18 protein-coding genes and 1 riboswitch are annotated in these 21726 nt (G+C 29.0%); of the genes, 6 read left to right on the forward strand and 12 right to left on the reverse strand.

The features are described from left to right. Positions 1-16 precede the first annotated feature (16 nt). On the reverse strand, positions 17-850 hold the full coding sequence (locus U8307_RS03255; RefSeq protein ID WP_326910184.1) for a deoxyribonuclease IV: 834 nt from the start codon (positions 848-850) through the stop codon (positions 17-19). 302 nt (positions 851-1152) lie between these two features. Here U8307_RS03255 and U8307_RS03260 point away from each other — a divergent pair, with 302 nt between their 5' ends. The 3 genes from U8307_RS03260 to U8307_RS03270 all read left to right on the forward strand — a co-directional run bounded on the left by U8307_RS03260 (position 1153) and on the right by U8307_RS03270 (position 2882). Then, positions 1153-1566: a Fur family transcriptional regulator gene (locus tag U8307_RS03260; protein ID WP_326910186.1), complete on the forward strand. Its 414-nt coding sequence runs from the start codon at positions 1153-1155 to the stop codon at positions 1564-1566. A gap of 57 nt (positions 1567-1623) precedes the next feature. After that, complete coding sequence (locus U8307_RS03265; protein WP_326910187.1) at positions 1624-2118, forward strand: rubrerythrin family protein; 495 nt, start codon at positions 1624-1626, stop codon at positions 2116-2118. A 113-nt stretch (positions 2119-2231) separates the two neighbouring features. After that, positions 2232-2882 (forward strand): TraX family protein, encoded by a 651-nt coding sequence (locus tag U8307_RS03270; protein ID WP_326910189.1) that lies wholly within the window; start codon positions 2232-2234, stop codon positions 2880-2882. A gap of 33 nt (positions 2883-2915) precedes the next feature. Here U8307_RS03270 and U8307_RS03275 read toward each other — a convergent pair whose 3' ends face one another. The 7 genes from U8307_RS03275 to U8307_RS03305 form a co-directional block, all read right to left on the reverse strand. Continuing rightward, positions 2916-3548 (reverse strand): flavodoxin family protein, encoded by a 633-nt coding sequence (locus U8307_RS03275; RefSeq protein WP_326910191.1) that lies wholly within the window; start codon positions 3546-3548, stop codon positions 2916-2918. Positions 3549-3696: 148 nt separating this feature from the next. Continuing rightward, a complete protein-coding gene (locus tag U8307_RS03280) occupies positions 3697-4908 on the reverse strand; it encodes an AfsR/SARP family transcriptional regulator (protein WP_326910193.1) in 1212 nt (403 codons plus the stop codon). A gap of 9 nt (positions 4909-4917) precedes the next feature. Then, on the reverse strand, positions 4918-6453 hold the full coding sequence (locus U8307_RS03285; protein WP_326911528.1) for an amidohydrolase: 1536 nt from the start codon (positions 6451-6453) through the stop codon (positions 4918-4920). Between the two features lie 77 nt (positions 6454-6530). Continuing rightward, complete coding sequence (locus tag U8307_RS03290) at positions 6531-8159, reverse strand: amidohydrolase (protein WP_326910195.1); 1629 nt, start codon at positions 8157-8159, stop codon at positions 6531-6533. Positions 8160-8260: 101 nt separating this feature from the next. Next, positions 8261-9451 (reverse strand): M20 family metallopeptidase, encoded by a 1191-nt coding sequence (locus U8307_RS03295; protein ID WP_326910197.1) that lies wholly within the window; start codon positions 9449-9451, stop codon positions 8261-8263. Between the two features lie 47 nt (positions 9452-9498). After that, on the reverse strand, positions 9499-10926 hold the full coding sequence (gene nhaC / locus U8307_RS03300) for a Na+/H+ antiporter NhaC (RefSeq protein WP_326910199.1): 1428 nt from the start codon (positions 10924-10926) through the stop codon (positions 9499-9501). A gap of 141 nt (positions 10927-11067) precedes the next feature. After that, complete coding sequence (locus U8307_RS03305; RefSeq protein WP_326910201.1) at positions 11068-11811, reverse strand: hypothetical protein; 744 nt, start codon at positions 11809-11811, stop codon at positions 11068-11070. 253 nt (positions 11812-12064) lie between these two features. Between U8307_RS03305 and U8307_RS03310 the strand changes: the two genes are divergently transcribed. Further along, positions 12065-13519: a 4Fe-4S dicluster domain-containing protein gene (locus U8307_RS03310; RefSeq protein WP_326910203.1), complete on the forward strand. Its 1455-nt coding sequence runs from the start codon at positions 12065-12067 to the stop codon at positions 13517-13519. Between the two features lie 192 nt (positions 13520-13711). Here the strand turns inward: U8307_RS03310 and U8307_RS03315 are convergent, their stop codons facing one another. Continuing rightward, positions 13712-14293: a nucleotidyltransferase family protein gene (locus tag U8307_RS03315; RefSeq protein WP_326910206.1), complete on the reverse strand. Its 582-nt coding sequence runs from the start codon at positions 14291-14293 to the stop codon at positions 13712-13714. Between the two features lie 145 nt (positions 14294-14438). Beyond that, positions 14439-14621, forward strand: a riboswitch (Lysine riboswitch). Positions 14622-14805: 184 nt separating this feature from the next. Between U8307_RS03315 and U8307_RS03320 the strand changes: the two genes are divergently transcribed. Together U8307_RS03320 and U8307_RS03325 are read left to right on the forward strand one after the other, a co-directional pair. Next, positions 14806-16188: an APC family permease gene (locus tag U8307_RS03320; RefSeq protein ID WP_326910208.1), complete on the forward strand. Its 1383-nt coding sequence runs from the start codon at positions 14806-14808 to the stop codon at positions 16186-16188. A gap of 10 nt (positions 16189-16198) precedes the next feature. Further along, positions 16199-17800 carry an amidohydrolase gene (locus U8307_RS03325; protein WP_326910210.1) on the forward strand — a complete coding sequence of 534 codons (1602 nt, stop codon included), beginning with the start codon at positions 16199-16201 and terminating at the stop codon, positions 17798-17800. A 66-nt stretch (positions 17801-17866) separates the two neighbouring features. On the opposite strand, the gene U8307_RS03330 is transcribed toward U8307_RS03325, so the two are convergent. The 3 genes from U8307_RS03330 to U8307_RS03340 all read right to left on the reverse strand — a co-directional run bounded on the left by U8307_RS03330 (position 17867) and on the right by U8307_RS03340 (position 21714). Beyond that, positions 17867-19825 carry an ABC transporter permease gene (locus U8307_RS03330; protein ID WP_326910212.1) on the reverse strand — a complete coding sequence of 653 codons (1959 nt, stop codon included), beginning with the start codon at positions 19823-19825 and terminating at the stop codon, positions 17867-17869. Next, the gene (locus tag U8307_RS03335) at positions 19818-20585 is read right to left on the reverse strand and encodes an ABC transporter ATP-binding protein (RefSeq protein ID WP_326910214.1); all 768 of its coding nucleotides are present in this window, start codon (positions 20583-20585) and stop codon (positions 19818-19820) included. The genes U8307_RS03330 and U8307_RS03335 overlap by 8 nt, the downstream gene beginning before the upstream one ends. Before the next feature lie 115 nt (positions 20586-20700). Further along, positions 20701-21714: a sensor histidine kinase gene (locus U8307_RS03340; protein ID WP_326910216.1), complete on the reverse strand. Its 1014-nt coding sequence runs from the start codon at positions 21712-21714 to the stop codon at positions 20701-20703. Between the last annotated feature and the right edge of the window lie 12 nt (positions 21715-21726).

The raw sequence follows: 21726 nt of genomic DNA on the forward strand, positions 1-21726 counted from the left end.
TAATATATGTTTAACTTTAATTCTGATATGATTCACGTAATAACTTTATTTCTTCTTCATGACCTGATAAATCATTTGGAGTTTCCAAAAAGAAAGGTAGTTTATACAGTAGTGGATGATTTATAATTTTAAATATAGCTTCATTTCCTATATAGCCTTTTCCAATATTTTCATGACGGTCCTTATGACTATTAAAAGGATTTTTGCTGTCATTCAAATGAATTGCATATAGCTTATTAAGACCAATTATTTTATCGAATTCATTTAACACTCCATCCAAATCATTTACTATATCATATCCAGCATCATAAACATGGCATGTATCAAGACAAACACCCATTTTATCGCTTAAAGTAACACCATCTAAAATTTGTTTAAGTTCTTCAAATGTACGCCCTACCTCAGTTCCCTTACCAGACATTGTTTCAAGTAACACTAAAGTAGTTTGTTCTGGTTTAAGTATCTTATTTAAAGCTTCTATTATATATTGTATACCTATATCAACACCTTGTTTAACATGACTACCAGGATGAAAATTATATAGATTATTCGGCAAGTATTCCATTCTTTTTAAATCATCTTCCATAACTTCTAAAGCGAATTCCCTTGTTCTTTCATCAGCAGAGCATATGTTCAGCGTATAGGGTGCATGACCTATAACTGGTGCGAATTTATTTTCTTTTAATATTATTTTTAATTTTTCTACATCATCAACATCTATAGCTTTTGCTTTGCTACCTCTTGGATTACGAGTAAAAAACTGAAATGTATTGGCTCCTATTTTAATAGCATCTTTGCCCATTGATTCATAACCTTTTGATATTGATAAGTGACATCCTATATTTAACATGAAATTTCCTCCAATTTACAAATCTAATATTGTGTATTATTTAATAATACTTCATACAGAATAATTTTACAACTAAAACAAAAGATAAATTATACTGTCGGGGACGCATTTCCGGGTCCCGCGGTATGCATACAATGCATACCCTACATATGCAAAGAATATTTTATTCTGTCGGGGACGCATATATTTTTTAAAATTATACTTGACAATTTGTATTTTTGGTAGTATTATTATATTGTAATCATTACAAAGTAACAATACTTATAAAATAGTTAAAAAAACATTTGTAGGAAGGATGTATTATGAAAATTAATTTGGAAGATTTATTAAAAGAACTAAAAAGAAAAAAAATTCGTCTTTCACATCAAAGATTAAAAGTATTAGAATACCTTACTTTAAATCAATGTCATCCTACAGTAGATCAAATTTATAACAATCTACACATGGAAGTTCCTACATTGTCAAAAACTACAGTATACAATACATTAAACTCATTGACAGAAGCAGGATTAGTAAGAATTATAAATATAGAAGACCATGAAACTCGATATGATATAAGAATCGATGACCATGGACATTTCAAATGCGAATCTTGCAAAAAAATATATGATTTCAATATAGACATTAACGCTTTTGAAACCAATGATTTAAAGAACTTTGCAATTAATGACAAGAACGTCTATTTCAAAGGTATTTGCCCGAATTGCAAATTATAGATAGTTAATAATAAGTATTACAAAAATAAATAAATTTAAAAAAATGGAGGATTTAAAATGGAAAATCAAAAAACACTCAAAAATCTTATGGATGGATTTGCTGGAGAATCTCAAGCTAATAGAAAATATTTAGCTTATGCTAAGAAGGCAGAAAAGGAAGGAAAAACTAATGCGGCTAAGCTTTTCAAAGCTGCTTCAGATGCAGAAGCTTTACATGCACAAAAGCATTTAGAAGTTGCAGGTAAAATTAAAACAACCGAAGATAATTTGAAAGATGCAGTTGCAGGTGAAACTTATGAATTTGAAAGTATGTACCCAGAATTCATTAAAGCAGCTGAATCTGAAGGTAACAAGCCAGCTATAAACACATTTAAACTTGCTATGGAAGCTGAAAAAGTTCACGCAAAGCTTTATAAGGAAGCAATAGAAAATATTGATGAAACAGAAGAAGTATTCTATTACCTATGCCCTGTATGTGGAAATATAGAAAAATCTGTTCCTGACAAATGCAGTATTTGTGGAGTTCCAGGATCAAAATTCATCAAATATTAAAAATAAATAAATTTTTATGGTAGGGTATGCATTGCATGCATACCGCGGGACGCATACAATGCGTCCCCTACAGTGAACCATCTATCTAAATTTTATTTGAATTGGAGAAATTGATGAGTATACTTACTTTAAAAATGATAGCGCTTTTTACAATGATAACAGATCATTATGGAGCAATATTCCAAAATAATATTTATTTATTTAGAATTATTGGTAGAATAGCCTTTCCAATATATTGTTTTTTATTAGTAGAAGGTTATTTTCACACTAGCAATGTAAAGAAGTATGCAATAAGATTACTTATCTTTGCTTTAATTTCTGAGGTACCCTTTGATTTAGCCTTTTACAATAAGATTGATTTTGTTCATCAGAATGTTTTCTTCACACTTTTAATTGGTTTAATTATGGTGTATTTCTTAGACAATAAACAAGCAAAATACAAACTTAATAATACAATCATTATCATTATGGCTAGTATTTTATCCTTAATTTTATCTGTTGATTATAACATAATAGGTATTATTTATATTTTAGCTTTTTACTATACTAAAAGTTACCCAAAATCACAAAGATTTATTAGAGTAGCTATAATAATGTTTTTAACAAATTTCTTATCAGTAACAATTCAACAGTTTTCTCTATTATCTTTGTTGCTTTTATATTTATATAATGGAGACCTTGGTCCTCAAAATAGATTTTTGCAAATTTTATTTTATGTTGCATACCCTCTGCATTTAATATTATTTTATATTTTTTCTTTTTAATTTTTCTTTAATTTCACCTTGCAATATATGATTTTATTTAATAAAATTTGTATATCTCTTTTTTTCAAATTCTGGCTCTTCTATTTTGTCTTTTCCAAATTCAATTAATTTCATAAGCCAAGCCATATTTTTACCAAGAACTCTCATTATTTGAACACCTTCTTCATCTTCTATAACCTGACCTGGTTTTAAACCATAAATTACGTTCCAATAATTAGAACTTGGCATTAACATTTCTGTATACTGTATATAATTATTTAACTGATTGTATGTAGGAACTCCACCTGAACGTCTTACAGCCACAACCGATGCTCCAACTTTATGTCTGAACAACGACTTATTTGCATCAGCAACATAAAAGGCTCTATCTAAAAATGCCTTCATTGTTGCACTTATTGCAGAAAAATGAACTGGAGAGCCTAAAATAATACCATCTGATTCTTTCATTTTTTGAATCCATTCATTTACTTCATCATCTATTATGCATCTTTCATTACGATTTTTAAAACATGCATTACATGCAGTACAACCGTTGATTTTCTTATTTCCAACTTGAATTATTTCAACTTCAATTCCCTGGCTTTCTAATTCATTTGTTACTATTTTTATAGCTTCATATGTGTTTCCATCATTTCTGGGACTACCATTAAATGCAACAACTTTCATTTTTTACCTCTTTCTTTATTAATAATATATTTAATACACACTGAACAAATTAATAGATAACTTATTAATGTGCGACATTTTTCTTATCTTTATAAGTTATTATAACATATAGCAAAGTTATGGCAAGTATAAACCACTTATAATTATTTTATATACTTTCTTCAACAATGTTTAATCCTTCAATTTGCGTTCTTCTAAGATATTTAAGCACATTGGCTGAAACTTCATCCATATCGGAACTATTTAAAATTATAATCGTTAAATTCTGGTTTTGACAAATGTTGTTTAGTAATTTTATAAAGGCATTAATTATACATACACTCATAACTTCTCTTTTATACTCGTAGACAAGGTTTTCTTTTTCACTACAGTAACTTAAAATATCACTTTGTATATATCCCAAATCCAATAATTCTTTCTCACTTAATTGGTTAATGTACTCCCCATCAATTACCGCAACTAATTTTCCAATTACATCAGAAATCCAAAAATATTCTACATTTTTCATACAATCAGAAACAATTTTTAAAGCAGGATAATTCTTATTATTAAATGAAGATTTTGAGTGCATCTTATCATAATCATCAGTTTCTCTATTAGGATGACTATCTGATAGTGTTAATCTTATTTCATTATATTTGTCTCTAAGTTTATTAGAAGGAGATATACCTAAACTTCCTGCCAACAAATTACTAAAGTTATTGTAATATGTTATTGCTGAAACCCTCTTTCCGCACTTGACATATATATCTAGTATCTTCAACACCATATCCTCATCATAAGGTTCAATTTCAAGAACTTCATTTATAATTTCTAGACTATCATTATAATTATCATCCTTTTCATAAAGTTCTACTAAACGCTTTAATATTTTAACCTTACGTTGTTCAAAATTTATCCTTTCAAAAATAATAAGATCATTAAACTCATCACATTTGTTAAAATAACAGCCCTCTAATAAATCCCCTCTGAATAACTGTTTAAGTTTTATAATACTATCTATAGAGTCCTTTTGATTTGGTTTGAATTTCATTATATCATAAATATCACATTTAAATTCATAATCCCTATTTATAGAACAACAATCATTATCTACGCGAAGGAATGGATGACCTTTTTCATCCTCGCCAATATTTTTCTTTATAAGCCATAAGTTATATCTTAAATTATATCTTGCAGCTTCAATATTACTGTCAGGCCATAGATAACCAACGATTTTATCTCTACTTAAATATCGTTTTTCATTAAGCACAAGAAGGCATATTAAAGCTATCGCTTTATTTCCTAATTGGTCCTCAATTCCCTTACCTTGATATTCAATTTTTGATTTGCCCAAAAAATAAATATTCAACATATCCATGTCCTATCCTTATCCAAGTTTGTTAAAAAGAATTTCACCTGATTTTATAGTTACATTTACCTTTATATTCTCTATTTGATCTAATGGCACTGAAATAATATCCTTGTCCAAAATTACTATATCAGCTAATTTCCCAGCAGTTAAGGAGCCCTTTTCATTTTCTTCAAAAATACCGTATGCTCCATTACAAGTAAACATTTTCAACGCTTCATAAATATCAACTCTATGCTCTTCAACTGGATGGTTTACAGCTGAGTGAATCCCCAAGAGTGGCCTCGGCTCAGTAATATCGCTGTCTGAACCACCACAAATAATTACACCTTTGTCAATAATTTCTTTAAAAGGATTACTACGTACATAATTATCTCCCAACCTCTGTTCATACATTTTTCCTTGTCCACCCCAATAGGTCTCATAAGTTGGTTGCATGGAAAATATGATTCCTAGCTCTTTTGCTCTCTTGATTTGTTTTTCATTAGCTAATTCCGCATGCTCAAGCCTATGACGAAGTCCAGTTATACCTGTTTGATAAAGTGCATATTCATGGGCATTAAGTGCTAATTCGATAGCTCTATCACCAATGGTATATAAAGCTAATTGAAGATTATTTTTATAACATTTTAAAACAAAGTCATTTATTTCCTGTTGAGTTAACAGGAGGCTACCCATAGTACCTGGATAATCTGCATATTCAAAAGAAAGGGCTGCAGTTCTGGCTCCTAATGTACCATCGACATAAAGGCATCCGCCTACTCTTTTTAATCCCATTGAAATTATTTTCTCAATATCCATAGTTTGATAAAAAAGCACCATATCTATCGGGAATTCTTTACCATGTTCATATAAGAACTCAGCATCCTTATCGCTGTACATAAATCCGCCTTCCATGGCATTTACGGTAGTAATACCATTCATTAAAAGGGTAGCCATAATATCTGATATAGCCTTTTTTCTACCAATATCAGCAATATTTTTTAATATATTAGTACGTAGAATTGCATTTGCATGTTTTCTAAAAATACCTGTAGGCATCTGCTTTTCATCCATCTCTATACCTTCTGCTGTAAATGGTATTTTAAAATATAACATAGCATAGGTATTAAGCATGCTTACCTGATATTCATAGGAATTAAGCAAAACCGGTATATCGTTACAATACTTGTCCAACAATGTTCTGTCGGGGAATTTTTTTTCCTTAAATTGTCCTTCATTAAGTCGTATTCCACGAATATAGCTTCCTGCAAAGGATTTAGAAGCTTCTTTTATTTGTTGGCCTAACTCCTCATGGGTCTTTACTCCACTCAAATCAAGACTCACAGAATTAAGTGCAGTCTGAACAACATGGAAATGACTATCAATGAACCCTGGCAACACGGTATTTCCATTAACGTCAAATATAATTGTATTATTTCCTACAAGGGACTCATATTCTAAACCAACTCCCGTTGCAATAATTCTACTTTGTTCAATGGCAATCCAGTCCTTAATTTCTCTTCCTTCCATAGTCATGCATTTTCCATTTTTTATTAGAATATCCGCGTGCATCAAATTTCCTCCGAAATATTAATCTAATTTATATAAAACCAGTTCATTGATTATCATACCATACTATTTTTATCTGATTATACCATATATACTCGTTTTCCTGCAACAATTGTCATTAAAACATTAACATTTAACAATTCTTCTTCCTTAGATTCAAAGGGATTTCTATCAACAACGACCATATCTGCAAATTTACCAATTTCTAATGTACCCAATTTATTTTCTTGACCAGTTGCAACATGAACATTCTTTGTAAATAAGGAAAAGGCTTCAAATATCGATAGTTTTTCTTTAGGTGAAAAACCTCCTTCAGGATATCCATCCATGTCCTTTCTTGATACAGCAGCATAAATTCCTTTCATTGGATCAAAGTATTCCACTGGACAATCGGACCCTCCAGTTTGTATCAAACCTTCATTCATCAATGTTTTCCAACAATAAGATTTTTTAGTCCTTTCTTGTCCTATTCTATCTTCAATCCAGTGTAAATCAGTACATAAAAAAATAGGCTGTATATCTAGAATAATCGGAAGTTTCTTCATGCGTTCTAATAAATCACTATCAACCATTTGTGCATGTATAATACGGAAAGGAAGTCGTTGCTTTTGCTCTTCTTCTAACATACCTCTTTTTCTTGTTTCTAATAAAGTATATTCAATAGCTGTTAATGTCATATCCATTGCAGCATCTCCTATAGCATGTATTGCAGGCTGAAGTCCCCTTTCATATCCATCTAAAACTCTTTTATTCAATTCTTCCTGAGTACATATAATAAATCCACAATTTCCTTCATCATCGCAATATGGTTCCTTAAGAGCAGCTGATCTAGATCCTAATGACCCATCAGTAAATAGTTTATAAGAACCATATTGAACTAATCTATAGGGATCATCCTTTTGTTGTTGAGTTAGATTCTCCTTATCAAATAGTTCATCTAAGCAAACAGTTACCCTGACAGGAAGTTTACCTTCTTCTTCAAATGATTTATATAGTTTAATATCTTCATTGTATCTCCAAATCTTTGCTGCATAAGTATGAATTGTAGTAACTCCTTTTGAAGCCATGTCAGCAAATACCTGTAACATAATTTTTTGCTTTTCCTTTTCATCAGATAAAGGATCAGGAATTATTTCATCAAATATTTTAGTACATTGCTCCCTAAGTATACCATTTGGCTCTCCATCAGAATCAAATTCTACAATTCCACCTGTTCCTCCATCGTATCCTTTCCCAATTCCCGCAATTTCCAGTGCCTTGGAATTTGCAACTATCGCATGAAGACAACATCTCCTTATAACAATAGGATGTTCACTACTTATTTTATCTAAATCATATCTTGTTGGAAAACGGTTCTCTTTAAACTTACTTTGATCAAAATTGACACCCTTAATCCAATTTCCTTTAGGCGTTTCACTTGCTTTTTTACTTATTAACTCAATCATTTGTTCTATACTACGTGCCGATTCCAAATTAACAGAAGTTTGATTTTGACAATATGCATACATATGCATATGTGAATCTGCTAATCCTGGTACTACCGTTTTACCTTTTAAATCTACTACTTCACTACTTTCATAATTTTTTGCTTCTTTATTAGTTCCTACAAACTTAATAATACCATCCTTAATACCTATAGCCTCTACATTTTTACCTTCCTCTTCCATTGTATATATTTTTCCATTAACAAGTAATGTGTCAAATTTCATACTATCCTCCATATTATTCTTTTTTTCATCTATGCACCAATTTATAAAAAGGAAAGTCATTATTAGACCTCCCTTTTAGTTAAATATTTAATTTTGAGAAATTATGAGCATAACACCTTTTCAAGGAATGAATAAACAACTTCAGCAATTTTTACAACTGAATCTAATTCTGCATATTCATCACTTCCATGAAAATTTCCACCACTAGCACCAAATATAATTGCAGGTGCTCCTAATCTTGAACCTAAATAATTAAAATCTCCAATACTTTGAAAATATGAAATACTAGGCTTAGTTTCACATACTTCTTCAATTGTTTCTATAAAGTCTTTGGACATAGGCTCTTCTCCAGTTATTGTATAAGGCATAAATCCTTTTGAGCCCTCAGAAGGTGCTTCTCTAAAATTAATCTTATATTCACAATCTATATTTGCTCTTTTTATAGCTTTTTCAATTTCATCTGTAATTGTCTTTTCACTTTCGCCAACAACGATATGCCAGAATAATCGTACTTTTGCGTAATCTGGTACACTACAGGCTCCACCGTCACTTTCTAGTGCTACAACACATGCAGTACCCTTGCCAAGATGTGGGTCTTCAATATATTCTACGTTTTTCAACTCACCTACTACCTTCGCTGCAGCTTCTGCTGCATTTACTCCTATTTCTGGAGTTGCTGCATGAGAAGATACTCCAAAGAACTCAATTTCTAAGCCATATCCCCCTCGAGCACCAAGGCAAACGTCTGGAAATTGATTACCAGAAAAGCCTGCACTAGGTTCAGTTATAATTGAAAAGTCTACATCTTTTAAGTAACCTTCCTCTATGAGAGCATTAGTTCCCATTCCATAAGGACCTTCTTCTACAGATACATATGTAGAGATGATTTTACCTTTAAAGTCTTTATGGTTTTCAACAAAGGCTTTTAATGCAATCATTGTTGCTGCACATCCAGATTTCATGTCTAGAGCTCCAACTCCATAAAGTTTGTCGTCTTTTATTTCTCCCTTAGGATTTACAGTCCATCCATTACATAACTTAACTGTATCTAAATGACCATTCAAACATATTACAGGACCATCTTCTTTACCTTCTATTTTTACAATAATATTCTTTCCTTTAAAACCTGTAACTTTTGATTCATGATATTCATGAACAGCAGCTTCTATATTATTATCTTGAAACCACTTGTACACAAAATCCATAATTTTTTCTTCTTCAAAATATGGACTTTCAATGGATACTAAATCCATTAATAACTTCGTTGTTTGATCTTTTTCAATTTTATACATTTGATATACCATTTCCTTCATAAACTGATGATGATTGATGATTGTTTTTATTTTGAAGCATTATCAACAACGTCCTTTGCAACGTCTTCCTTCCAAATGAATTTTCCTGTTAATGCATAAATTATTGCGACAATTGGAGTTAAATAGCATAAAAATGCAAACGGAAGATATTCAAGAGTATTTACTCCTAAAGTTCCTGTGAAAAATACTCCACACAATCCCCATGGAACTAATGGAGATGTTACTGTTCCAGAATCTTCACAAGTTCTTGAAGCTACATCACTTCTTATTCCAAGTTTTTTATAAGCAGGTAAGAACATTCTACCAGGAATTATTATTGAAACATATTGACTAGCAGAAATTAAGTTAACAAAAATTGATGAGAAAATATGAGTGATGATAAGATTTTTTGCACTTTTTGTTAAAGCTGCCATCTTGTCTAATAATGATGTCAAGGTTCCTGTTTTTTCTAAAATACCACCATAAGATAATCCTAAGTATCCTAAAGAAACAGTCCACATCATTGCCTGAATACCACCTCTGTTTAGAAGTTTATCAACTTCTGCAACTCCAGTATCTATTACAAAACCATAGTTCATAAATGACATCATCTCTAAAATATTATAACCTTGAGTAATCATTGCAAGAATCATAGCTATAATAGACGCAATAACCATAGCTGCAAGAGCGCTTACTTTTTTAACAGCCATTATTACTATAGCTGCTAATGGAATTAAACTAATCATTGTGTATCCAAAAGAAACATTAAAGTTCTGAGAAATTCCACCTAAAATTGCATCTACTGCAGTTGTATCAATTGAAGATGCATTATATTTCATACCAAGTATTAAATATAATACTAGTGAAATTATAAATGCAGGAACAGTAGTAAAGAACATACTCTTAATATGTGCAAATAAATTTGTTTCTGTAACACCTGCGGCTAAATTTGTAGAATCTGATAAAGGTGATATTTTATCTCCTATAACAGCTCCTGATATAACAGCACCTGCTGTTAATGCTGGAGGTATTCCAAGTCCTATACTTATACCCATAAATGCAACACCAAAAGTTCCTCCAGTAGTATAACTACTACCAGTACAAACTGAAGATACACCACATATTAAAGCTGCAGTAAACAGGAACACTGAAGGATTAATTATTTTCAATCCATAGTATATAAGTGCTGGAATAGTTCCTGATGCAATAAGTGCTGGGATAAGCATACCAATAAACATAAGAATTAACATTGGAATCGTTGCAATTTTACATCCATGCATAATTCCATCTTCTACGGCTGACCAAGTAGTACCCGTTGCCATAAGTAACAATACAGCAAATGCAATTGAAAATACAAGGGTCAAATGAATGTCAGGACTACCAGCCACTACAACCTGAGCAATAATTATTACAAATAAAAATGCTACTATTAATAGTGAAATACTAAATGATGGTTTTTTTAAATTTTTTTCCATGAATCTTCCTCCTTTTTTATTTAAATCAATTATATACTCGCGATGTTGTTTTTATAGTTTAATAAAGTTTTAACAATTAAATTTATTATAAAAATAAAAAACGTCATTATAAACACTTTTTAAACACTTTTTAAACAAATCCTAGAATTCTGCTTTTTTTGATAAATAATTTAAAGGAATATAGTACTTCATATAATGATTACCTAATGAATCTACATAATTACCATTAATATCAAGAGACATTACAGTTGCTCTTTTATTTATTCTAGTTATAATACCTCTTAATACTTTTCCTTCATATTCGAAGTCTACTTTATCACCAGGCTTATAACCATATTTTTGGATATTAATTTCTGTAGCACTTACTAATTTATGAGTTGATTCAGTTTGTCCAAACAAACCATATATTAAATTTTTGAAGGGTTTTTTTCTACAACTTGACTTTTTATAAATTAAAAATTCAATAACATGACAAAGTTCATGTTCAAATATCAGCATAAGACTGTCCAATTTGTTTTTTACTACTATACCTCCAACATACTTATATCTGTCTACTTTATCAAAATCTGTTAAATGATTTAAAGAAATTTTAATTTCAAATTCAATATCTTCAGGTTTGCTTATAGCTATATTTTTTTTAGTTCTTGTATTTCCTGCAGAGCGAGTTAGTTGCCTTGATAATGTAAATTTAATTTTACCTTTAAAATTATGATGAAACCATGATTCTAAGAAAATTTCATCATAAAGTTTAAACAATATATTTAAATCATAATTTGATATGTTAGTAAAGTTATCTGACTTTATTCTAGATGTTTCAAACAACTTCACCTTTATTATATTTCTTTTATCATTTATAGTTTTTAAATCATAATTTATATTAATCATTTATTTTTAATTTAGTTTCTCCTTTTAAAGTTTTCAATAAATATAAACTTATAATACATTAATCTTGTAATACTTACAATATATTTTACTTTTTAAGTTTGCTTTTAACTGTAATTTTATTCTTTAATTTCATTGATAACATTTGCAATTTACATATAGTTAATTTTTTAACATCCTGTTGACATTATATTTTATAATATTATAATAAAGCTACAGGAAGACAAGCTATATAAGAAAGGATACGTATATATTTATGAGTAAAAAGTTTGATAATCACGCCCAGTACATTAAGTATAAAGTAATGAAAGAAATTATTCGTTCGAAAAAAAAGAATAGCCTAAATAAAGACATATTTAGCATTCCCAACAAAATAATACCAGGACCTAATGCACAAACAAGGTGTTGTATATATAAAGAAAGAGCAATTATATCAGATAGAATAAAAAATGTTATTTATGAATTAAATGATAATGTTGTTAATGTAATTGACATAGCATGCGATGAATGTCCATTATATCGATTTTCAGTAACAGAAGCCTGCAGGGGATGTTTGGCACATCATTGCATTGAAAATTGTCCTACAGGTGCTATAGAATTAATAAACCAAAGAGCCCATATAAATCAGGAAAAATGCATAGAATGTGGAAAATGTAGCAAAGCATGTCTTTTTGAAGCAATATCAGATGTTAAAAGACCATGTAGATCTTCCTGCAAAACAGGAGCCTTAGTTTATGATGCAAACACAAAAAAATCAATTATTGATTATGATAATTGTATAAATTGTGGCGCTTGTGTTTCTAGATGCCCTTTTGGAGCAATTACGGACAAGTCTCATATTTTGGAGATTATGGAATTAATTAATAAATCAAAACTTAATACTAACTATAAAGTATATGCTATAGTAGCTCCTGCTATTTCAGCTCAAATTCCTGGAGTTAACATTGAGAAGATTGTTACAGCAATAAAAAAGCTTGGATTTTATGATGTTGTAGAGGCAGCTTTAGGTGCAGATATAGTTGCAAATTATGAAGCTAAAATTTTAGAAGAAGAACTTAATCATAAAAAATTCATTACTTCATCATGTTGTCCAGCATTTGTATCATATATTAAGCTAAAATATCCTAGCTTTACAGATAATATATCAACATCAGTATCTCCAATGATAGCAACTGCTAGATTAATAAAAAATACTGACCCTAGTGCAAAAATCATATTTATTGGACCTTGTGTAGCTAAAAAGAGCGAAATTACTCAAGAAAATCTAAAAAATGATATTCAATATGCTATGAGTTTTGAAGAACTCCAAGCATTTTTAGATGCCTATGATATAAATCCTTTAGAATGTGAAGATTCTCCTTTAGACGATGCAACATATTATGCGAGAATTTTCCCTCGTTCAGGTGGAGTTACAGAAGCTATTAAAAATTCCATAAATGAACAAAATTTAAATGTAGAACTAAAACCAGTAATTTGTAATGGTTTAGATGAATGTGAAAAAGCTCTGCGTTTAGCACAAATTGGAAAGTTAGACGGAAACTTTATAGAGGGTATGGCATGTAAAGGAGGCTGTATTAATGGGCCTGTATCATTATTTAAAAAATCTACAGGTACAATTGTTATTAATAACAATGCAGTTTCAGCAGAAAAAATAGATGTTAAAAATAATATAAATGAATATGATTTAGAAAATATTAATTTAGATATATAATAATGTTTCATTTTGAACCAACACATGTTGTAGGGGACGCATTGCATGCGTCCCGCGGTATGCATGCAATGCATACCCTACATTGTAAAGTAATTTTTTGAATATTGTTATTCCAGACTAGCATGAAATGGTTTATCAACAATCCGAAACAATATATGAAAGCTGCCGTAGGGGACGCATGCAATGCATACCCTACATTTTCATATTTTTAACTTTTTCATAATCTTCTATAGTATCAATGTCTATATTTTCATATTTCGTTATAATATCAACTCTAATAACTAAATCTTGGTTATTATTTATAACAACTTTTCCACCATCATCATTTTCAAGACTCATTAACTTATCTTTTAAAGCAAATGGAAATATTACAGGATTTCCTCTTGTTCCATTATAATAAGGCATAATAATATTATTGGGGTTTTTATAAAATTCTTTACATAGTTTTTGAATGGTTGTCAATTTAATAAAAGGCTGATCAGCAACAAAAAACATAAATCCATCAGTATTCTCAGTAGCATTAATTCCTGCTTTTATAGATTCACTTTGTCCTAAATAATACTTTTTATTTCTCACTCCATAAAAACCTAAGTTTTCAGATTTTTTCAAAATATTTTCATCTTTAGAAACAATTATGATTTCATGAAAATCATATTTTTTAATAGTTTCTAATATATATTCATAAATTTTCTTACTATTAATTTCCAAATTAAGTTTGTTTGTCTTCATTCTTTTTGATAAACCAGAAGCCATTACTATTGCACTAATATTCATATATTTTATCTCCAAATCTTGTTATCTATTATTTTATCATGTTTTAATATTTTATTCAATTTTAAAAAAAGACTGTTGACAAGATAAATTTCTCATGTTACTATAGGTGAAATTTAAAAATTTCATAAAAAATCCTCATCCTATCGGGTGGGGTAGAGGCGCGGTTGTTATAAGTAGCTATATCGAGGTCGGAAACCAATGACATATAGAGAAAGGAACTATCGCCGAAGTTTCAGATACCAAAATCTGATGCTGGGTCTGTATCGAATAGGTGCAGGACTGTCATCATAGTATATGCTCAATATTATGATGTTGTGCTATCTCACACTGAGCCAGAAAGGAGAGAGGATTGTCTTAGCTTTGCTACGCAAATAGCATCTGACAAGCCTGTTAGATGTTTTTATTTTGCCTATTTTTAAATTTGAAATACCAAAAAGATATTTATGACAGTATAATATAATGATTTTTCATCTATACTTGTCGAAACAGAAAATAATAAAGGAGCATAAAATATGATTAATAGTTTAAATAATACGATAAATACGACTAATTCTGGTTTCAAAAAAGAAATAAGTTTATTTGGAGGAGTTAGTATAATTGGTGGTATAATGGTAGGGTCAGGTATATTTTATCTTGGTTCCTATGTATTAATGAGGTCTGGAATGAGTCTTGGCTTAGCTTTGCTAAGTTGGATAATTGGAGGTGTAATTTCCTTACTTGGTGGTATTTGCTTTGCTGAATTAGGTGCCTCAGATACAAAGGCAGGAGGATTGACTGTTTATTTAAGTAAGGCTTATTCACCAATGATTGGATTTCTATGTGGTTTTACTAGTTGGCTAATTGGTGGTCCAGGTTCAATAGCGGCCTTGGCTATAGCTTTACCAAGTGCATTAACTTTTATTTTTCCTATGGGAGAATTGACCATTAAAGTAATTGCAATATCTTTAATAATTGGATTAACAGCTGTAAACTATTTTGGTGTTAAATTTGGATCTAGTCTACAAAACATATCTATGATAGCAAAGATAATTCCTATTGGAATTATAATGATTTTAGGACTTATGTTTGGACAAGTCTCACCTGATTTAAGCTTATCACCAAAAACAGGAGATATTAGTTTCAGTTCTATTATTAGCATGGTGGCCTTTGCTGTAGTTGCAAGTTTATGGGCATACGAAGGATGGACTAATTTAAATACTGTTGCTGAGGAAGTTAAAAATCCTAATAGGAATTTACCTCTAGCTATTATAATTTCTATTACTTCAATAACAGTACTTTACACATTATTCAATTATTCCATTTACAGAGTTATACCTTTTGATGAAATTCAAAGTCTATTGGCTAATAATGAATTTTATTTAGGAACTTTTGCAGCAGAAAAATTATTGGGCAAATCAGGCAGTATGTTAGTTGTTATAGGTATGGTAATATCTATGTTTGGAGCTTTAAATGGATGTATTCTTGCTTTTCCGAGAATGTATTATTCAATGAGTGAGCAAGGTCACTTCTTTAAGAGTTTTAAAAATCTACATCCTACATATAAAGTACCGTCATCTGCATTAATAGCACAATGTATAATATCTATAATTTTGGTTTTACTGAGAAACTTAAATCAATTAACTTCTTTAGTTGTTTTTTCAGGCATGTTATTCAATACTTTAGGTATTTTAGCAGTTTTAATATACAGAAAAAAATTTCCTGATTTAAAAAGGCCATACAAGGTAATAGGATATCCAATAACAGTAAGTATAACTTCTCTTATATTTATTGGACTCATGCTAAACACTTTATTCGAGGATCCTTTGACTTCCATTATTGGTTTAATTGTTCCGCTTTTTGGCATTTTATTTTACTTATATTTTAGTAGAAAAAATATACATACAAAAACTATTTAGGGAGGTATATATGAAAACAATTTTAAAAAATGGAAAAATCTATGTAAAAAAAAACCATTTTCAAGAAGCGATATTTATTGAAAATGGTATCATTCAGGAAATTGGCACAAATGAAAATATTCTTAAAAACAAGGCTGACAACATAATAGACTTACAAAGAAAAACTGTTTTACCTGGTTTTAATGATAGTCACATGCATTTAGCATCTGTTGGTGATGCAATGACATCTTGTAATTTGACATCAGCAAAATCAATAAATGAAATAATTCTATTAGGTAGAATTTTCTTAGAACAAAACAAAGAAATAAGAGCCTTAAATGGTCGAGGATGGAATCAGGATTATTTCACTACTGGTGAAAAACGTATGTTAAATCGACATGACTTAGATAGAATAACTACTGAAATTCCAATTGTATTCGAAAGAGTATGTGGACATGTATCAGTAGGAAATACTAAAGCAATAGAAATCCTTGGTATCAATGAAACCACTGTTGTTGATGGTGGTGTAATTGAAATAGGAAGTGATGGAAAACCAAATGGTATATTCAATGAAAATGCTATTCACTTAATACAATCTGTTTTACCAAAAAAGAATGATAATGAAAAAGAAAATGAATTTTTAAAAGCTGCTAATTATGCACTAAGTGTTGGAATAACTTCCGTACAATCATGTGATATCGCAAATAAAGATTTTATTAATATGCTTAGGATTATTAAAAATATTTACAATAATAAAAAAGTTAAATTAAGATATGGTATTCAATATAATTTTCAAAATATTAATGATTTTAAAAAATATATTGAAACAGAATTTAAAACAGGAACATATGATGAAAAATTTTTGTCAAAAGGTACATTAAAATTATTTAAAGACGGTTCTTTAGGAGCAAGAACTGCTTTAATGTTAAAAGATTATGTAGATGATCCTGGTAACAAAGGTGTAGAAGCATTAAGTGATAAACAACTTCAGGATTTGTGTAATTTAGCAACCGAAAATGGCATTAGAGTTATAACTCATGCAATTGGAGATGGTGCTGTTGAAAGTGTAATAAATGCATATTCAAATACTATGAAGAATAATCAAAATTCTTTACGCCATGGAATTGTTCACTGTCAAATAACTAATATAGAACAATTGAAAAGAATTGCTGAATTACATATTCCTGTAATGTATCAACCTATTTTCTTAGATTATGATAATAAAATAATGGAATCCCGTATTGGTAAAGATTTAGCAAAAACATCTTATGCTTTTAATACTTTATATAAATTGGAAGCTCCTATAAGTTTTGGAACAGATTCTCCAGTGGAGGATTGTAATCCCTTCCCTAATATTTATTGTGCAGTAACCAGACAAGGAATTGACGGTAATCCTAGAGGCGGGTTTAATCCAAGTGAAAAAATGGAAGTTGCAGATGTAATCGACGCATATACTATCGGAAGTGCCTTTAATGAATTTAAAGAAAATTTTAAAGGAAGATTAACTCCTGGATATGTTGCAGATTTAATTGTATTAGATAAGGATATATTTACAATTGATACAGATAAAATTAAAGACATAAAAGTTGAAAAAACTATGGTCAATGGAGAATTTGTATACGAAAATAAATAAAATTAATTATTATATTTCAAACGCCAAAGATTCACTACTTACAATCTTTGGCGTTTTATTTTCAAATTATCTTACTATTTTATAATATTCTCTTGCAGTCAATATATATACCAAAGTGTAAAATAATATAAAGATTAAAACTGTTACAATAGTACAATTCAAAAACAACTTTACATTGTATAAATTGAATAAAGACAATAATCTTGTAATCATTTTAAATGCTGCAGCAATATGAATTACAGCAAATACTATTGGTAAAAAAAAGACTAGCAATACTTGACTTTGAATTGATTTTTTAACTTCCTTTAAACTCATACCTACTTTTTGCATAATATTATATCGCTCTTTGTCTTCATAGCCTTCTGATATTTGTTTATAATAAATTATCAAGACTGTTGCCATGAGAAAAAGTGCTCCTAGAAATATACCTAAAAAAAACATTCCTCCATATAAATAATAAAACTTTTCTTTATATTGATATCTACTTTCAACAAAAGCATCAGTTCTTTCATTAATAGAATATATTGTAGTACTTAAATCTTCATCCTTACCCTCTACATCATAGCCAAAACAATATGTTAAACCCTTCATATCAATTTCATTATTTGCTTCATTAAATAATTTTTGTGCTATATTTTCACTTGATACTACTATATAGTAAACATCATTAATTGTATTATTAAAAAAGTCTCCGATTTTTAATTTTTTTAATTTATTCTTTATTTTAAACTTTTGACTACCTAAATTAATATTCTTATAATCAAATTCATCATTAGGAGAATAAATTAACACTTCATTTTCTTCCAATGAAATTGACTTTTTTTCTAATTTATTGTATTCTTCAGCAGTTATTGTATAAACATGTTTCATATTATTAGTAAAATAAGAGTTATCATATATAATTTGAAAATCACTTCCATCTTTTATATAACTAGTTTGAATATAATAAAATCCTAAAGAATCTTCTACCTTCAAATTATTATTAACAGCTTCTTCTTTTGCAATTTTGCTAATCATTTCTCCATCTTCTTTACTTGAATTATAGCTAGTAATTAATACATCCTTCGGAATAAAATTACTTAAAACATCTTCAACACCTAAGTATAATGATATTGTTGTAGAAATCATTACTAATACAGCAGTACTTAAAATACAAATATTAGATAATCCCACAGCATTTTGTTTCATACGGTAAATCATACCTGAAACTGCTGTAAAATGATTTGTCTTGTAATAATAATTTTTATTCTTTCTCAGTATTTTAAGCAATGCTATACTGCCTGCTGTAAATAAAGAATATGTTCCTATAATAACTAAAATTACAGCTATGAAAAATAAATTTATTGCTTTTAACGGTGATTCAGTTGTTATAGCTATATAATATCCAATCCCAATAGTGATAACACCTATAACAGTTAGTATAATCTTTGTTTTAGGTTCTTTTTCTCCTAATTCACCACCTCTCATAAGTTCAACTGGGTTTGATAAATGAATTTGAAACAAATTATACAATAAAATCACTATAAAAATAACTAAAAACAATATTAATGTAATTAACAGCGAAGGAATTGAAATCGAAAATTTTAACACAACAGGGAACTTAAGAATTTTTAGTAAAACTAAAAACATTAATTTACTTGTAATTAATCCACCTACTAAACCTATTATAGTACTAATTACAAATGTTAAAAATGTTTCGAAAAAGAGCATTTTTGCTATATGCTTTTTATCCATACCAAGAATATTATATAACCCTAATTCTTTTTTCCTTCTTTTAATTAAAAAACTATTCGTATAAAACAGAAAAATAATTGAAAATATACCTATAACATAAGTCCCCACATTTAATATTTCTTTTACTGAACTTCCACCACTCATAGTATCAAGGCCCTCATTTATAGACATTGCTTTCATAATATAAAACATTACAATTGTACAAATGCAGGTCAAGATATATGGATAATATATTTTCTTATTATTCTTTATATTGGTAAATGCAAGTTTTGGATATAATAAATTACTCAAATTTCATTCCTCCTGTAGCTATAACTGTTAAAGTATCTGAAATTTTTTGAAACATTTCTTCTTTGGACAAATTTCCTCTATATAATTGATGATACACTTCTCCATCTTTTATAAATAGTACCCTACCTGCATTACTAGCAGCTCTAATACTATGAGTTACCATTAAAATCGTTTGACCTTCTTCATTAATTTTAGTAAATAATTGTAGTAATTGCTCTGAAGCTTTCGAATCTAATGATCCTGTTGGTTCGTCAGCTAAAATTAGCTGAGGATTCGTTATTAATGCTCTAGCTATTGCTGCTCTTTGTTTTTGTCCGCCAGATACTTCATAAGGAAATTTAACTAACAAATCGCCTATACCAAGTTTTCTGGCAATAGGTATTAACCTTGTGTTCATTTCTTCATACTTTTTACCAGACAAAACTAATGGCAATAATATATTATCTTTAATTGAAAATGTATCTAATAAATTAAAGTCCTGAAATACAAATCCCAAATTATTTCTTCTAAAAGCTGTTATTTCACTTTCTTTTATAGATGTCAGATTTTTTTCATTCAGATATAAATCACCACTAGTAGGTTTATCTAAATGTGCTAAAATGTTGAGCAAAGTTGTTTTGCCGGAACCTGATTCACCCATTATTGCAATAAATTCTCCTTGCTCTACTGAAAAACTTATATTTCTTAATGCTTGAACATTATTTCCTCCAAATCTTGTAGTGTAAATCTTCTTTAAATCCTTAACCTCTAATAATGACATTATGACCAACCTTCCTTATTTCTTTTTCTAATTTAGTATAAATAAAAAAGAAATGCTTTGCCATAACTTTAGCTTACATTTCCACTTTTTACCTTACATTTCTGTAAGGTTTCCATTATTCAAACATTAATTCTATACTGGACAAATCAATATAAACTTTAGTTCCCTTTGAAATCTCAGAAGTAATATTAATACTATGAGATAATTTTGTTAGAATGCTTTTACATAAATAAAGACCTATTCCTGTAGATTTTTTATCTTGTCTACCATTAAATCCTGTAAATCCCCTCTCAAATACCCGTGGTATATCTTCCTGTCGTATACCAATACCTGTATCTTCTATTACTAATGTTTTTTCTTTTTCTTTATCCATATATATAAAGATTGTTCCTTCATTTGTATATTTAAGAGCATTCGATAAAATTTGTTCAATGGCAAATACTAACCATTTCTCATCACTAAGAACTTGACAGTCTGGTTCGTTAAATTCTAATTTCATTTTTTTATAAATAAACATCGTAGAATATTTCCTTATTGCCTGTTTTATAACCTTTGATAAGCTTATATATTCTAACCTTAAATCTGAATACATATCTTCTAAACGCAAATAGCATAAAACCATTTCCACATATTGCTCTATTTTAAAAAGTTCTAAAGTTAATTTTTTGTTTATACAGTTTTCTTCTGACTGCAATAATAATCTCATTGCAGAAATAGGTGTTTTAATTTGATGAACCCACATTGTATAATAATCAATAGTTTCTTGATATTTTATTTTTGCTTTAGATTCCAACTGCACCTTATCATTTAATAATTGATTTATAATTTCTATATAATCCTTCTCCAATAAATTTATAGATAACGGTATGCTTGTAATACTTATAATACCATTATCTAATATTTTAGTTAAATTAATGTGCTGCTTATAAAATATATAGAAATCATAACTAATTAAAATTATTGCAATAGTTAAAAATAACAATGTTCCATAAAGAATAGCATCAAGATTAATTGAATATAAATAAAAAACTATAGAAAAAATTAATATGAATGAACAATATCCAACTATATTTATGATATTTTTTTTTATATATTCTTTCAATATATAATAGATATTGTTATTATCCATATTTTTTCCTTT

It is taken from the genome of Sedimentibacter sp. MB31-C6, assembly GCF_035934735.1.
GTDB lineage: Bacteria > Bacillota > Clostridia > Tissierellales > Sedimentibacteraceae > Sedimentibacter.

Bases quoted from the DNA above. Each gene is read 5' to 3' on its own strand.
- U8307_RS03335 (WP_326910214.1), bottom strand. From the start codon at position 20,585: ATGTCATTATTAGAGGTTAAGGATTTAAAGAAGATTTACACTACAAGA.
- U8307_RS03260 (WP_326910186.1), top strand. From the start codon at position 1,153: ATGAAAATTAATTTGGAAGATTTATTAAAAGAACTAAAAAGAAAAAAA.
- U8307_RS03320 (WP_326910208.1), top strand. From the start codon at position 14,806: ATGATTAATAGTTTAAATAATACGATAAATACGACTAATTCTGGTTTC.
- nhaC (WP_326910199.1), bottom strand. From the start codon at position 10,926: ATGGAAAAAAATTTAAAAAAACCATCATTTAGTATTTCACTATTAATA.
- U8307_RS03340 (WP_326910216.1), bottom strand. From the start codon at position 21,714: ATGGATAATAACAATATCTATTATATATTGAAAGAATATATAAAAAAA.
- U8307_RS03315 (WP_326910206.1), bottom strand. From the start codon at position 14,293: ATGAATATTAGTGCAATAGTAATGGCTTCTGGTTTATCAAAAAGAATG.
- U8307_RS03265 (WP_326910187.1), top strand. From the start codon at position 1,624: ATGGAAAATCAAAAAACACTCAAAAATCTTATGGATGGATTTGCTGGA.
- U8307_RS03255 (WP_326910184.1), bottom strand. From the start codon at position 850: ATGTTAAATATAGGATGTCACTTATCAATATCAAAAGGTTATGAATCA.
- U8307_RS03310 (WP_326910203.1), top strand. From the start codon at position 12,065: ATGAGTAAAAAGTTTGATAATCACGCCCAGTACATTAAGTATAAAGTA.
- U8307_RS03285 (WP_326911528.1), bottom strand. From the start codon at position 6,453: ATGCACGCGGATATTCTAATAAAAAATGGAAAATGCATGACTATGGAA.
- U8307_RS03280 (WP_326910193.1), bottom strand. From the start codon at position 4,908: ATGGATATGTTGAATATTTATTTTTTGGGCAAATCAAAAATTGAATAT.
- U8307_RS03275 (WP_326910191.1), bottom strand. From the start codon at position 3,548: ATGAAAGTTGTTGCATTTAATGGTAGTCCCAGAAATGATGGAAACACA.
- U8307_RS03270 (WP_326910189.1), top strand. From the start codon at position 2,232: ATGAGTATACTTACTTTAAAAATGATAGCGCTTTTTACAATGATAACA.
- U8307_RS03305 (WP_326910201.1), bottom strand. From the start codon at position 11,811: ATGATTAATATAAATTATGATTTAAAAACTATAAATGATAAAAGAAAT.
- U8307_RS03325 (WP_326910210.1), top strand. From the start codon at position 16,199: ATGAAAACAATTTTAAAAAATGGAAAAATCTATGTAAAAAAAAACCAT.
- U8307_RS03290 (WP_326910195.1), bottom strand. From the start codon at position 8,159: ATGAAATTTGACACATTACTTGTTAATGGAAAAATATATACAATGGAA.
- U8307_RS03295 (WP_326910197.1), bottom strand. From the start codon at position 9,451: ATGTATAAAATTGAAAAAGATCAAACAACGAAGTTATTAATGGATTTA.